Below are 11,778 nucleotides of genomic sequence, written 5' to 3'. Positions count from 1 at the left end.
CACCGTGCTGCGCCGGCTGACCCGCGACGGATGGACGACCCGGGCCGGTTTCGCCCTGCCCGACCCGGCCTGGGACGTCGGGGCCGCCCGCCTGGTCCTGCACGGCCGCATCGGTGACGACGACACCGAGAGCGCCCAGCTGGCGGTGCTGGCCGCGGCCCGCGGCGCCGGGGTGGTGGCGGTCTGCGACGCCGAGTCACCGGCCGGGCGCGCCCTGATCGACGACCTGTCCCGGCTGGGCCCGGTCAACCGGGGCGTGGACGGCTCGGACGTGATCGCCAACCTGATCCCCGAACAGCGGGCCCTGCTGGACCGGCTGGCCGCCGGGGACACCATCGCCGCGGCGGCGGCCGCCGAGTTCCTGTCGCTGCGCACCGCCAACCGGCGCATCGCCGAGGCCCGCGCCCTGTTCGGGGTCCGGACCACCCGCGAGGCGGTGCTGGCCTACCTGCGGCAGCGCCAGCGCGCCCCGGAGTGATCACACCCGTGTCAGCAGGTGCCGCGACGGCCCGTAATCGATCTTCCAGTCGGCGTAGACGCCGAGAGTCCCGTCGGCCAGGCAGCGCAGCCCGACACTGATCCACCGCACGTCGCCGTCGTCGTGACACGCGAACCCGACCGCGACGGCGAACCGGTCACCCCCGCACGGGCACTCACAGTTGTCCTGGGCGTCCTCGTCCCAGTGCTCGGCGCTGTCACCGATGAACCGCGACGCCCCACAGGCCAGGCACACCCGCCGGGTGTTGTCCTGCTCGTCGACGTCGACCCGGAACGCCCGCCCGTCACAGCCGGCACACCGCGACTCGATGACGGTGTCCACCCGGTAGCCGCCGGCCCGGAAATCGCGCACGGCCGCCGCCAGATCCTCGAAATCCCGGCCGCGCCACAGCTCACCGCTCTTGTCCAGACTCACCGCCTCATTGTGCAAGACGCCCGTGTGCCGATTTCCGGCTCGTATCGAGCCGGAAATCGGCACACGGGCGCCCGGAGGCTAGCGGTGTTCGCGGACCTTGGCGACCGGCCAGCCGACGAACGCGGCGATCTCCTGGTCCGGGGTGCCCGGCTCGAACAGCCACTGCTCGATCGCCCGGTGCAGGGACGGCGGGATGCCCGGGGTCACCGGGTCGGCGGACGGGACGTCGGTGAACAGGTCGTCGGCGTCGTAGTGGCCGGCCGAGGCCGCGCGCAGACCGGCCGGGCCGTCGTCACCGCGGGCGATCACCGCCCCGGTCAGCCAGTCGCGCAGCTCCCAGCCGCCGCCGGGGGAGGGGAAACCACAGACCACCCGCCGGCCGGTACGGGCGATGTGCCGGGCGTGATCGAGGCGGGCGGCCTCGGCACGGGACGGGGCCTCCAGCAGTCGTTGGACATGCTCTTGGACGAGGCCGGACATCATCGGTACATCTCAACCATGAACATTCTAGGGAAACTAGCGATCATGGGGGCTGGTGGCAAGGTGTGATGGAATACCCGGGTGCGCGACGATCCCAGCCAGGCATTCACCGGCCTCGACCCCGCGACCCTGGCCGTCCGCGACATGATCGGCGGCTCCCGCGAGCTGGTGGGCCGGATGGCCGTGCGGATGAAGATGAACCCCACCGACATGCAGGCCATCGGCGCGCTCGTGCAGCACGGCCCGATGGGCGCCACCGAACTCGCCGGCCACCTCGGCATCCGCACCGCCTCGGTCACCCTGCTGATCGACCGCCTGGAACGCGACGGCCTGGTGGTGCGCCGCCGCGACAGCACCGACCGGCGGCGGGTCACCGTCACCGAGACCGACACCGCCCGGCAGGCCTCGGTCCAGGCGTGGGAGCCGCTGATCAGGCGCATCGACCAGGTGTGCACCGCTCTGTCGGACTCCGAACGCCAGGTGGTGCTGGGCTTCTTCGGCCGGCTCAACGAGGCGGTCGCCGACGGCTGACCCGTTCTGCGACGATGATCGACGTGTGGAGATCCGTCACTGTCCCGGCCGCCGTCCTGTCACTCGCCGCCTGCACCACCCCGGCCGCACCCGGGCCCGCCGCGGTGGTCTCGCCGGCGCCCCCGGCGTACACCATCGGCGCGGTGAAGGCCGCCCTGCTGACCCCGCAGCAGATCGGGGCTGGGTGGCGGGCCCGGACCGCACCGACCGACGTCACCGAACTGCCGGCCCTGTGCATCGACGGCGCCGGCGTCGCGGCCCCGGCCGGTGAGCCGGCGGCGGCCACCACGACCAGCGACTGGGGTGGCGAGCTGCCGCAGTCGGTGATCCAGTACGTGTTCCTGCCGCCCTCGGCCGCCGGCACCACCGCCGACCTGCGCGCGACGGCCGAGGCCTGCCCGGCCGCGCAGTCGTTCGACCGCGAACCGACCGCCGAGGGCCGGTACCGGCCGGCGTACGAGCAGACGATGACCGTCGCCGACCTCACCGTGGGCGGCTGGACCGGTTTCCAGGTGCGCCACCACCAGGAGTACGAGCCGGAGCACACCGGCAGCGGCGACCACGTGATCGCGGTGCTGCACCGGCACAACGCGCTGCTGGTGCTGCGCTACGCGATCTTCCGGTACGGCGAGGTCACTCCGGCCACCGAGTTCAGCCGGACGTGGACGTCGATCCTGGACAAGGCGGTCACCGCCCTGGCCTGACCGGCTCGGTCCACCCCGGCCGCCCGCGGAGAGCCCCGGCCGGCGGTGAGGGCTCTCCGCATGCCGGGGTCAGCTGACGGCGACGGCGATCACCGCGAGAACGACCGGAGTCGACTCGCGGATCATGTCGGGGGCCGTCTCGATCAGCGTCTTGAGCAGATCGAGGACCGGATGCGGTTCAGGGTCGGGCGGTAAGCTGGCGGGCATGGGTGGGCTCCTGTCGCTAGGTGGGTCACCCGAGGGCAGTGCCGGGGTGGAGCCTGGCACTGCCCTGTTGCTGGGCTCGCACTCGACGCTACTGGAGTCCGGCGATACCCGGCTGCCGGGTGGCCCGGCCTGAGCTGCCGTTTACCGGCCCTCGGACCGGTGTCGGCCCGAGCCGGGTACTGTGCAAGCGACAAGGGCAAACGTGTGGGTGCCGGGGGCCGCGAGGGGCCGACCGGACCGGCCGGCGCGGCACCCCGAACCCACCACCTACTGTGACCGGCATCACTCCCGATTTGCTCGGAAGGATGAGATCCGGACACCCTCACGGGCAGGTAACCTTCGGGTTGGTGGTGGCCAGTTCCCCGGCCGGGTTCTTGGTGTACAGCCACACGTGCAGGTCGTAGTGCACCGGCATCATCGGGGCCCCGGCGGGCACTTCGTGGCCGTGCATCGGCCCGTCGAAGCGGTGCCCGAACAGGGTGGGCCGGTCGGTGTCGGTGCCCAGGTCACCATCGGCGTCGGCTTTGAAGTATTCGATGCCCAGCAGCTTCTGCGACCGGTCGTAGAGCAGCACCTCGGGCAGCACCGGGTCGATGATGATGCCGGCGGACAGGGCCGGGTGCACGTAGTGGTAGCCCATCCCGGGCACGCACAGGTCGGTGGCCAGATACCCGGCGTCCAGGGCGGCCTTCACGTCACGGTACTGGCGGGTGGCCTCGATCAGCACGGTGCGCTGGGCGCTGGTCAGGGCCGGTGGGGCCGCGGACGCCGGAGTGCCGGCCAGCGCACACGTGAGGGTCAGCGCCAGCGCGGCGCCCGGCCGCGTCACTTCAAGGATCATGCGATCAGGGTCGGGCACCGCCCGGTCATGACGCCGGGTTTTCGCCGTTCTGCCACCCCTGCACGGCGTCCTGCACGGCGGCCTGTTCGGATTCGGTCAGCAGGTCGAGTTCGGCCAGCAGATGGGTGGCCGCGGCGGGGCGCTCGGCGGCGAGTTCGGGGCGGTCCAGCATGGTCAGCGCGGCGCGGCGGGCCGCCACCCGTACCACCGGGTTGGGGTGGTCGAAGTTGGCCGCCACCGCCGGGTAGAACGACGGGATCGCCGCCCGGATGGCGTCGGCGTCCGGCTCGTGCTCGAACTCCTCGAACTCGATGGCACTGCCGGCCACCGCGTCCAGCCAGCTGATCATGGCGGCCTTACCGGCGGAGGTCCGCGGATCGGTCAGCACCGCGGCGACGAACCGGGCGGCCGGCAGAGTGGCCGAGTAGAGCGTGCCCTGGTGGGTCAAACTCCAGGCCAGGGTGTGCATGGCGGCGGCGAACTCGGCTGTCTCACCGTCGATCAGAGCCGTCAGCCGTGCGGGCAGGTCGTCCGCGGGGCCGTAGGCGTGCTCCAGCTGCGCCCAGGCGGTGGTGGCGAGGATGTCTTCCGGTGTGGTCACGCAGGCATGCTAGCCCTTTTGATCTTGATGTCCATGTGCGCGTAGCCGTTAACATTCCAAACCTCATGATGACCTCACCTGTCTGGCGCGCGCCCCGGCTGTGGCTGTGCCTGCTCGCCGTCTCCCGGATCCTGGTGTTCGCGCTGGCCCGGCTGCACGTCACCGGCGGCCTGCCGGACAAGCTGCGCGGCGGCCCGGTGATCCTGGCCACCAATCACATCAGCCCGATCGACCCGCTGATCATCGCCGCGGCGTGTCACAAAGCCGGCATCACGCCCCGCTTCATGGCCACCGGCGGCGTGTTCCGCGCCCCGGTCGCCGGCACGCTGATGCGCCACTGCGGGCACATCCGGGTGGACCGCAACACCACCCACGTCGCCGACGCCCTGCCCGCCGCCGCCAAGGCCCTGGCCGAGGGCTCGGTGGTGCTGGTCTACCCGGAGGGCCGCATCGGCCTGGACCCGTGGATGTGGCCGGAACGCGGCAAGACCGGCGCGGCCCGCATGTCCCAGATGTCCGGGGCGCCGATCCTGCCGGTCGCCCAGTGGGGCACCCACGCCGTGATGCCCTGGTCGGCCCCGCGCGGCGCCGGCAGAGCCCTGCTGAAAGCCCTGTTCACCAGGCCGGTGGTGCGGGTGAGTTTCGCCGACGCGCCGGTGGAGCTGCACGACGAACGCCCACTGCAGGCCACCCAGCTGATCATGGACGCGATCGACGCGACCCTGACTCCACTGCGCCGCGACGAAATGCGGACGCCACGGGTGGTCGATCCGACCCGCCCGCACGACCTGACACGGGTCCGGCCCCGACACTGATCAAAACCTTCTCAAAGGCCAACTGGTTGTACGGCACATCGCTGTACCCGCCGATATCGTCATATCCACTACCGCGGTACAGGGCCAGGGCCTCGGTCAGCAGCGGGTGGGTGCCCAGCCGGACGATCGAGATCCCGTGATTGGCGGCATCCACCTCCAGACGGCCCAGCAGTTTGCGGCCCAGCCCCAGCCCCCGCGCCTCCGGCGCCACCCACAGATGCCGCACCTCGGCCACCCCCGGCCCGAGCCGGATCCACAGCCCGCACCCCACCGGCCGGCCCTCCTCCAAAGCCACCAGCTGGGTGCCGGTGACATCCTCCGGCCGGGTCAGCGTCGACGGCGCGAACCCCTCCGGGAACAGCTCGTCCAGCTCGGCGGCATAGCGGGCCAGACACTCGCGGGCCGTCGCGGCGGCCGGTGGCACCGCCGTCACCGTCACCGCCCCGGCCCGCAGCACCCGCCGGATCTCGTCCTGGGCGGCCACCAGCCGCTCACGCTGCCCGGCGGTCAGCTCACCCAGCAGCGCCGCGATCCCGGCATCGGCCCGCTGCTGCAACTCGGCGCACTCACGCCGGCCCTCGTCGGTCAGCTCGGCGGCCTGATCCCGAACGGTCACCAGACCCTGCTCGTCCAGCTCGATCAACTGCCGGGTCAGATAGCCGGCGTCCATGTCGAACCGGTCGCGCAACTCGGCCAGAGTGCCGCCGTCACCGATCTCGAACAACAGCCGGGCCTGCACGAACGGCCGCGCCTGCCCCAGATAGCGGTCGGTGAGCACGCCCAGGCGCTGGGTGTAGTAGCGGTTGAAATCGCGAACCCGCCCGATCTGCTCGACCTCCACCCACCGATGCTAGGTCGAGGCCAGACCGTGCGCCGATTCGTGGCCCGAATCGGGCCACAAATCGGCACACCAATCCTGCCCGCCGCGCACCGGCGTCAGTCCACCTCGCCGAGCTCGGCCAGCCGGGCCTCCACCTCGGCCAGCTCCGCCCGCAACCGCTGGGCCTGCTGCTCGGCCTCGGCCCGCTCCGCCGCCATGATCTGCTCGACCGCCTCGTGCACGCCCGGCACGTCCACCAGCGCCACCATCCTCAGCGCCTCGGCCGGGCGAATCACATAGGGCCGGGCCAGGGCCTTCGCGCCCTGGTTGGCCGCCACCGTCCACTCACCCTCGGCATAGGCCAGGGTGACCGTCAGGCCGGGCGCCGGCTTCGCCTTGGCCGGGCGGGCCGCCGCCTTACGCGGAGCGGCCGGGATCTCGTCCTTCACCGGTGCGGACTCCTCACTCTTACGCGGTGCCGGCGCCTTCGCCGGGGCCGGGGCGTCCGGCAGCAGCGGCGGCCCGGACAGCACCGGCTCCTCCGGCTCCTTCACCTCCGGCACCACCTTCTTCGGCGGCGGGCCCTTCGGGGCGACCCGCAGATCACCGGGGGAGAAGGGCAACTCGTCGCGCCCGAACTTCACCACCACCCACTCGTCGGAGACCGCCGGATCCTCCAGCGCGATCACCTGCCCGATCTGCCCGGAGATCTGACCCGCCGACTCGGTGAACTGCACACGGGGCTTGCGCCCGGCCGCCAACGCGTCCCGGATCTGCTGCAACTCCTCCGCGGTCAGTCCACCGGCCTGAACGCCTGCCGCCGTCATCACCAACCCCAACCTTCGTACGCCTGTATGAGAGCGGGTTCTTTCTACCAGCCCCCACCGACAACAACCGCGCACCACACCGAAACGATCATGAAGAATGCGGTGAGCGCGCCGTCACGCAATACTCCCGCCCCACCGGATCCCGCAACGTCGTCCACTCACCCGGCACCTCACGCACCACCACCGCACCCAGCCCCACATGCCGCCCGACCTCGGCATCCACATCGCCGGCCGCGAAATCCACATGCACCCCCGCCCGCTCACCACCGACACGCTGCAACAGCAATCGGATCCCCATCCCGGCCGGGCGCTCCAGAAACCGGAACTCCGGCCGATCCGTCGCCCGCACCGCCCACCCGGTCACCCTCGACCAGAACTCACACTCCCGCTCGAACACAGCTTCGGGAATGTCCAGACAGAGCTGATCCACCACACTGCCGTGCGCCGACGGCCCCGGCCGCACCGCCTCCCCGTCCCAGCCCACCAGACAGAACACGATCCCGGCGGGGGAGCGGCACACCTCCACCCCCGAAAAACCCTTCACGTGCAGGTCCAGATGCGCACCCACCGAACCGTCACCGGTCACCTGCACCCGCAGACACGCATCCCCCTCCGGCGGCACCAGCGTCGCGAACGTCCCACCATCACGCCGCGGCGACAACCCCCACCCGGTCACCGCCTCCCAGAACGGCTCCGCCACCCGCGACGGCGAATCCAGAAAACCCGTCACCCACCGCACCCGCACCACCACTACACCACCCGCCCGGACCGCAACGCCGCCGCCACATCCGGACGCCCGAACCCCACCGCGAACCCGGCTGCCACCTCCCACGCATACTCCACCAGCCGAAACTCCACCTCCCACCGCCCCGACACGTCATCGACCACCGCAAACCGGGCATGCGGCGAACCCACCTCCATCACATGCGCGAACGGCACCTCATCGGCATAGGCCGGCCAGCCCACACTCCCCGGATTCACCACCAGAACCCCACCCGGCAACCGCATCGAACCCGGCAGATGCGTGTGCCCACACAACAACAACCCATGACTGTGTACGACCTCACCCAGGCGCTCCAGCACCTCCTCCACCACCGCCGGCCGCGCCCCCGACACCTCCACCGTATGCATCAGATACCGCAGATCGTCAGTCGGCGAACCGTGAAACGCCAGCACCCCCGGCACCGGCGACAGCACCGCCGGCAACGACCGCAACCACGCCAGATGCCCCGGCGACAACACTTCCCTGGCCAACCGGTCGGCCATCCCGATCCGCTCCGGCCCGAACGTCAACAGCTGCCGCTCATGATTACCCGCCACCGTCGGCACATCCCACGCCATCAACCGGTCCGCGGTCTGCGCCGGCTGAACATAACCGGACAACAGATCCCCACAGTTGACCACCAGATCCACCCGCTCGGCCTCGATCGCGGCGATCACCGCCTCCAAAGCCGGCAGATTCCCATGAACATCCGACACCACCGCGATACGCATCAGCCCACCACCCCCGTCACCGCACCGACGCTACATCGACGCTTGACGGCCGACCCATCCCGCCGTGAGTCGTCAGCCGACGTCACCCTGGCAAGCGACCTCGGTGAACCATCCGGCCTCCGCGGTCGGCACCCATGCGGTGTCCGCCCGCGAACTCCGCGGCCCGAACAGTCGATGTCGTGCGCCGCCTTCTGCATCGGGGTACGCGCTTCGAGCCGCTGCTGCCGGGCCCGCCCCTCACCGCCCGTCCGGCCCACCCTGCCACGACGACACCACATACACCCGCCCACCCGCACCGGCCGCCGCCCGCGCCACCATCGCCAGCTCACCGGCGATCGGCCAATGCCCGACCGCAGCCGCCAACACCGGAGCATCAGCTGCCACCAGGGCGTCCCGCAGACTGTCGGTCACCGTGGTGACGCTGTCCCCGAGAGCGAACAGATCCACCTCGCTGATCACCGCCAGATGCCGCTCATCACCGAGGACGTCCACATCATCCCGGTCGGTCAGGAAACGCTCCACCTCCGCCAGGATCCCGGCCAACCCCGGCGGGCACTCCAACACCAACGGCACACCCCGCACCGCCAACGCCGCCGCATCATCCGGCGCGTGAAAGAACGCCATCCACCTCCTCACACCCGCCACCCGGTCGCGGCCGCCCACCGCTCGGCCACCACCGCCACCAGATCCACCACCGGATCCTTCACCTCCGTATACCGGTCCAGATCCTCCCGTACCGCCGCAGCCAGCGACAGCTTGAACGCCGCATACGCCGGCACCGCCTCCGGATGCGCCCGGAACCAGTCCCGGAACAACAACGCCAACCGCTCATTCGGCGACCCCACCAGCCGGCAGTGCAGATTCACCGGCGCCACCCCGGGCACACGCCGCGACCAGAACCGCTTCACCCACCGATCCGCCGGATCCGCACACCCCGCCGGCACATGATCATGACGGTAGGGGAGAAGCTCAAAACCCGACCCCGCCAGCGGCCCCTCGAACGACCGCGCCGCCGCCTCCAGATCCACCACACTCACCTGCACATCGAACACCGGCTTCGCCGCCATCCCCGGCACCGACGTACTCCCGATGTGCTCCACCCGCACGGCATCCGAACCAAGAACACCAACCAGCTCACGTACGACCTCAGCACCCGACCGCGACCACAGCGGATCATGCACAGCGATGAACATCCCCGCACCCTAGACCCGACGGCATCCACCGGTAATGAGCCGACGTGGTCAACTCCCGGAACCCACTACGACGCAGAATCGGCGCACTGTCCGCCGACGCGTCCACCTGCAACCACCGGTACCCCCGCGCCACCGCCTCCCGCGCCCGCACCGCCAGCAACGCCCGATACAAACCCCGGCCCTGCCACTCCGGCAACGTCGTCCCACCCAGCAACACCGCGAAATCCGCACCCGGCGCGAACAACACCCACGCCGTACACGCCAGCCGATCCCCGGCCTCCACCACGAACACCCTGACCGCCTGAACATCAGCCGCCACCCGCCCCGCCAGATCACCGGCCAGCCACGAACAGTCGAACCCCCACACCTCACTCTGCTGATCCGCGATCCGCACGAAATCCGCCACCGCCTCCACCCGCCGCAACACCACCCCCTCCGGAAGGACCGGCTCAGCCGCCACCCGACCCGCCACCCCGACCAGCACCGTCGTCGACCCGCGCACCTCGAAACCCGCCGCCACCAGCCGCTCACCCAGATCAGCCGGCCGATCATGCGCCCGCACCATCCACTCCACACCCTGACCCCGAGCCGCGAAGAACTCCCGCTGCCGCACGATCAACCGATCCAGCTCGGCACCCCGCACACCCACATCCCGCGGCGCCCGCACCCGCCCCAGAACCGAACCCACCACCCGGACCACCGAACCGTCACGCTCGTACGCCACACCCGCCGGCGCCGGACCCGACGGCAACCGCATCTGCTCATCGAACGCCGCCAGCAGAACACCCTCATCACTCATCCCCACATGCTGCCCCACTCCATCGATATGATCACCCGCCGAACCGACGGGGGAGTAGAACACCATGTGGCCCTTCCAGCGCACACCATCGATCGACCCGGCACAGGGCGACCCACGCGCCAGGACCCTCATCACCGCACTGACCGGCCAGGACCGCGACACCATCCGCCAGATCTTCACCGAAACCACCGACCACGACGAACGCGCCTTCCTGATGGCCACCGCCGACGACGTCCCCGGCGTCCAGGACTGGATCACCGGCTGGATCACCGACGAACCCGAATCCACACTCCCACTGCTCATCCGCGGCTGCCACGCCGTCGCCTGGGCCTGGGACGCCCGCGGGGGACGCCTGGCCAGATACACCAGCAGCGACAAGTTCGCCGAATTCCACCGCCGCCTCAAGATCGCCGAGAACTGCCTCGACGAGGTCACCGACCGCGACCCCGACGAAGTACTCGCCTGGGCCTGGCTGACCACCTCCGCCCGCGGCCGCCAAGTCCCCACCGACACCGCCACCGAACGCTTCCGCCAGGTCACCAAACGAGCACCCCACCACCTCCTGGCCCACGAACAGCGCCTGCAACACCTCTGCCGCAAATGGGCCGGCAGCCATGCCGAGATGTTCGCCTTCGCCCGCGAGGCCACCGCCGGCGCACCACCCGGCCACCTGCTGCCCAACGTGCTCGCTATAGCCCACCTGGAGTACTGGCTCAGCCTGCCCGGCGGCGAAGACGCCGCCTACATGACCACCCCACTGGTACGTGCCGACCTGCGTACCGCCGCCGAACAGTCGATCCTGCACCCGGCCTTCACCCGCACCCCAGGCTGGGCGTCGCGCGCCAACACCTTCGCCATGGCACTGCACATGGCAGGGGAGTATCAGTACGCCGCCCACGTCTTCGACCTCATCGGCGACCACGTCACCGAATGGCCCTGGTTCTACCGCACCCTGTTCGGCAGCCCCGCCCGCACCTTCGCCAAAGCCCGCCGGGACGTCCACCGCTCCCGACGCTGACACCCCACCCCTCCGAGCCCACCAACACCCCTCGGTGTCCTGATCGCGTCGGTGTCCTGATCGCACGCGGTCAGGTGTCCACGCGGACGACTCACCCAGCCGCGATCTTGGACGATCTACCACCTTTTCGAACCTTCTTCTCACCTGCCGGCCCGCTCGCGGGCAATTCCTCGCGCGAGCGTCCGCCTTCAAGCTCCACCTTCCAGCTCAACCCTGGCCGATCTTGGTGGATTTACCACCGTTTCCGGTGGTAAATCCACCAAGATCGCCGATGAGCGAGTCGCCCGCGCAAGGGATTGATCGCAAGTGATCAGGCGGCCGAGAACAGGACTCTTTTCCGGTAGGAAGTCCGCCAAGATCGGCCAGGAGCAGGTCCGGAGCGGACACTCGCGCTGAGGATCGACCGGGAGCGGGGCCGACAGCCAGCAACGAGGCTCTAATCGGTGAAAAAGCGACCAACATCGCCCGGGGTTGGGGAGCCAAAATGCGAGGGCTCGACAGCGAGGAATCGGGCTATCGACGAAGTGGCTCAAAT

The 11,778-nt window shown here is 70.3% G+C and carries 17 protein-coding genes; 5 read left to right on the top strand and 12 right to left on the bottom strand.

Going from position 1 to position 11,778, the window contains the following annotated elements; translation table 11 throughout:
• The first annotated feature begins 4 nt into the window (after positions 1–4).
• Positions 5–478, top strand: a complete 474-nt coding sequence (locus tag ACQ0O7_RS13505) for a LuxR family transcriptional regulator (protein WP_430782374.1) — start codon at positions 5–7, stop codon at positions 476–478.
• On the opposite strand, the gene ACQ0O7_RS13500 is transcribed toward ACQ0O7_RS13505, so the two are convergent.
• Both ACQ0O7_RS13500 and ACQ0O7_RS13495 read right to left on the bottom strand, forming a co-directional pair.
• Positions 479–913 (bottom strand): hypothetical protein, encoded by a 435-nt coding sequence (locus ACQ0O7_RS13500; RefSeq protein ID WP_430782373.1) that lies wholly within the window; start codon positions 911–913, stop codon positions 479–481. It lies immediately after the preceding gene.
• Between the two features lie 78 nt (positions 914–991).
• Positions 992–1,396 (bottom strand): hypothetical protein, encoded by a 405-nt coding sequence (locus ACQ0O7_RS13495; protein ID WP_430782372.1) that lies wholly within the window; start codon positions 1,394–1,396, stop codon positions 992–994.
• Between the two features lie 78 nt (positions 1,397–1,474).
• On the opposite strand from ACQ0O7_RS13495, the gene ACQ0O7_RS13490 reads away from it, so the two are divergent.
• The gene (locus tag ACQ0O7_RS13490) at positions 1,475–1,924 is read left to right on the top strand and encodes a MarR family winged helix-turn-helix transcriptional regulator (RefSeq protein WP_430782371.1); all 450 of its coding nucleotides are present in this window, start codon (positions 1,475–1,477) and stop codon (positions 1,922–1,924) included.
• 23 nt (positions 1,925–1,947) lie between these two features.
• Positions 1,948–2,628: a hypothetical protein gene (locus tag ACQ0O7_RS13485; protein WP_430782370.1), complete on the top strand. Its 681-nt coding sequence runs from the start codon at positions 1,948–1,950 to the stop codon at positions 2,626–2,628.
• 69 nt (positions 2,629–2,697) lie between these two features.
• Here ACQ0O7_RS13485 and ACQ0O7_RS13480 read toward each other — a convergent pair whose 3' ends face one another.
• The 3 genes from ACQ0O7_RS13480 to ACQ0O7_RS13470 all read right to left on the bottom strand — a co-directional run bounded on the left by ACQ0O7_RS13480 (position 2,698) and on the right by ACQ0O7_RS13470 (position 4,277).
• Positions 2,698–2,835: a hypothetical protein gene (locus ACQ0O7_RS13480; protein WP_430782369.1), complete on the bottom strand. Its 138-nt coding sequence runs from the start codon at positions 2,833–2,835 to the stop codon at positions 2,698–2,700.
• 322 nt (positions 2,836–3,157) lie between these two features.
• Positions 3,158–3,676, bottom strand: coding sequence for a hypothetical protein (locus tag ACQ0O7_RS13475; RefSeq protein ID WP_430782368.1), 519 nt, complete (start codon positions 3,674–3,676; stop codon positions 3,158–3,160).
• Positions 3,677–3,701: 25 nt separating this feature from the next.
• Positions 3,702–4,277: a hypothetical protein gene (locus tag ACQ0O7_RS13470; protein WP_430782367.1), complete on the bottom strand. Its 576-nt coding sequence runs from the start codon at positions 4,275–4,277 to the stop codon at positions 3,702–3,704.
• Between the two features lie 68 nt (positions 4,278–4,345).
• Between ACQ0O7_RS13470 and ACQ0O7_RS13465 the strand changes: the two genes are divergently transcribed.
• A complete protein-coding gene (locus tag ACQ0O7_RS13465) occupies positions 4,346–5,092 on the top strand; it encodes a lysophospholipid acyltransferase family protein (RefSeq protein ID WP_430782529.1) in 747 nt (248 codons plus the stop codon).
• On the opposite strand, the gene ACQ0O7_RS13460 is transcribed toward ACQ0O7_RS13465, so the two are convergent.
• From ACQ0O7_RS13460 to ACQ0O7_RS13430, 7 genes are all read right to left on the bottom strand, one after another.
• Positions 4,977–5,933 (bottom strand): GNAT family N-acetyltransferase, encoded by a 957-nt coding sequence (locus ACQ0O7_RS13460; protein WP_430782366.1) that lies wholly within the window; start codon positions 5,931–5,933, stop codon positions 4,977–4,979. The two genes, ACQ0O7_RS13465 and ACQ0O7_RS13460, sit on opposite strands and share 116 nt — an antisense overlap.
• Positions 5,934–6,028: 95 nt before the next feature.
• Complete coding sequence (locus tag ACQ0O7_RS13455; protein WP_430782365.1) at positions 6,029–6,739, bottom strand: hypothetical protein; 711 nt, start codon at positions 6,737–6,739, stop codon at positions 6,029–6,031.
• Between the two features lie 88 nt (positions 6,740–6,827).
• The gene (locus ACQ0O7_RS13450; RefSeq protein ID WP_430782364.1) at positions 6,828–7,469 is read right to left on the bottom strand and encodes a VOC family protein; all 642 of its coding nucleotides are present in this window, start codon (positions 7,467–7,469) and stop codon (positions 6,828–6,830) included.
• A 20-nt stretch (positions 7,470–7,489) separates the two neighbouring features.
• Positions 7,490–8,233, bottom strand: a complete 744-nt coding sequence (locus ACQ0O7_RS13445; RefSeq protein WP_430782363.1) for a metallophosphoesterase family protein — start codon at positions 8,231–8,233, stop codon at positions 7,490–7,492.
• Between the two features lie 237 nt (positions 8,234–8,470).
• On the bottom strand, positions 8,471–8,857 hold the full coding sequence (locus tag ACQ0O7_RS13440; RefSeq protein WP_430782362.1) for a hypothetical protein: 387 nt from the start codon (positions 8,855–8,857) through the stop codon (positions 8,471–8,473).
• Between the two features lie 8 nt (positions 8,858–8,865).
• Positions 8,866–9,426 (bottom strand): GrpB family protein, encoded by a 561-nt coding sequence (locus ACQ0O7_RS13435; protein ID WP_430782361.1) that lies wholly within the window; start codon positions 9,424–9,426, stop codon positions 8,866–8,868.
• Positions 9,407–10,225, bottom strand: coding sequence for a GNAT family N-acetyltransferase (locus ACQ0O7_RS13430; protein WP_430782360.1), 819 nt, complete (start codon positions 10,223–10,225; stop codon positions 9,407–9,409). Before ACQ0O7_RS13430 ends, ACQ0O7_RS13435 begins: the two co-directional genes overlap by 20 nt.
• 64 nt (positions 10,226–10,289) lie before the next feature.
• On the opposite strand from ACQ0O7_RS13430, the gene ACQ0O7_RS13425 reads away from it, so the two are divergent.
• Positions 10,290–11,243 (top strand): DUF4034 domain-containing protein, encoded by a 954-nt coding sequence (locus ACQ0O7_RS13425; RefSeq protein ID WP_430782359.1) that lies wholly within the window; start codon positions 10,290–10,292, stop codon positions 11,241–11,243.
• Positions 11,244–11,778 lie beyond the last annotated feature (535 nt).

The organism is Actinoplanes sp. G11-F43, from assembly GCF_050589265.1.
Classification (GTDB): Bacteria; Actinomycetota; Actinomycetes; order Mycobacteriales; family Micromonosporaceae; genus Actinoplanes.
Note: the sequence above shows the minus strand (reverse complement) of the source record. Positions and strands in the feature narration are given on the sequence as shown.

Excerpts from the sequence above, each read along its gene's own strand:
- ACQ0O7_RS13495 (WP_430782372.1), bottom strand. The coding sequence starts at position 1,396 with ATGATGTCCGGCCTCGTCCAAGAGCATGTCCAACGACTGCTGGAGGCC.
- ACQ0O7_RS13480 (WP_430782369.1), bottom strand. The coding sequence starts at position 2,835 with ATGCCCGCCAGCTTACCGCCCGACCCTGAACCGCATCCGGTCCTCGAT.
- ACQ0O7_RS13475 (WP_430782368.1), bottom strand. The coding sequence starts at position 3,676 with ATGATCCTTGAAGTGACGCGGCCGGGCGCCGCGCTGGCGCTGACCCTC.
- ACQ0O7_RS13465 (WP_430782529.1), top strand. The coding sequence starts at position 4,346 with ATGACCTCACCTGTCTGGCGCGCGCCCCGGCTGTGGCTGTGCCTGCTC.
- ACQ0O7_RS13455 (WP_430782365.1), bottom strand. The coding sequence starts at position 6,739 with ATGACGGCGGCAGGCGTTCAGGCCGGTGGACTGACCGCGGAGGAGTTG.
- ACQ0O7_RS13445 (WP_430782363.1), bottom strand. The coding sequence starts at position 8,233 with ATGCGTATCGCGGTGGTGTCGGATGTTCATGGGAATCTGCCGGCTTTG.
- ACQ0O7_RS13440 (WP_430782362.1), bottom strand. The coding sequence starts at position 8,857 with ATGGCGTTCTTTCACGCGCCGGATGATGCGGCGGCGTTGGCGGTGCGG.
- ACQ0O7_RS13435 (WP_430782361.1), bottom strand. The coding sequence starts at position 9,426 with ATGTTCATCGCTGTGCATGATCCGCTGTGGTCGCGGTCGGGTGCTGAG.
- ACQ0O7_RS13430 (WP_430782360.1), bottom strand. The coding sequence starts at position 10,225 with ATGAGTGATGAGGGTGTTCTGCTGGCGGCGTTCGATGAGCAGATGCGG.
- ACQ0O7_RS13425 (WP_430782359.1), top strand. The coding sequence starts at position 10,290 with ATGTGGCCCTTCCAGCGCACACCATCGATCGACCCGGCACAGGGCGAC.